Source organism: Methylobacterium sp. D54C (assembly GCF_053345595.1).
The window spans coordinates 1-565 of record NZ_JBKFAK010000105.1 but is presented as its reverse complement, the minus strand read 5'-3'; the positions used below and the strand labels follow the sequence as shown (position 1 = coordinate 565).

Annotated in this window: 1 tRNA gene and 1 rRNA gene; both read right to left on the bottom strand. The window is 58.9% G+C overall.

The window, feature by feature from the left end:
• A 23S ribosomal RNA gene (locus tag ACLBYB_RS32720) occupies positions 1 to 105 on the bottom strand; the annotation flags it as partial.
• A 336-nt stretch (positions 106 to 441) separates the two neighbouring features.
• Positions 442 to 517, bottom strand: a tRNA-Ala gene (locus ACLBYB_RS32715).
• Between the last annotated feature and the right edge of the window lie 48 nt (positions 518 to 565).

Below are 565 nucleotides of genomic sequence, written 5' to 3'. Positions count from 1 at the left end.
GATCAAAGCTCGTTCGCAGCTCCCCAAGGCTTATCGCAGCGTACCACGTCCTTCATCGCCTCTCAGCGCCAAGGCATCCACCGAATGCTCTTAAGGCACTTGATCGCTCTCGTGATCGATGTCCGTTTTTTTGGGACCAAGACCCCTGAGGATCCCAGCCAAAAAACCGACACGGTCACAAAAAGACCAGTGATCAGGTCGTTTCCGACCCGATCACCGTATGCTTGCCGAACATGACCGCCGGGGTTGGCAGATCTCTCTGCCCCAACGGCCACATTCCCTCTTCACGATGTCACTGATGTCTTCGCCAAACAGCCGACCCTGCGGGACCGATCGGTCCTCACAGCATCCAGGCTGCGGCAAACTCATGTTCCAGATAGCGGGCTCAACATCCACTTTCCCGGGCGGCTGCCGTTCGCACGACGCCAAGTCCCAAAGAAGTGGTGGAGCCAGACGGGATCGAACCGACGACCTCATGCTTGCAAAGCACGCGCTCTCCCAGCTGAGCTATGGCCCCAAAGGGTCAAGCCGCAGGCAGAGCCTCCCGTCCATGGTGGGCCTGGGA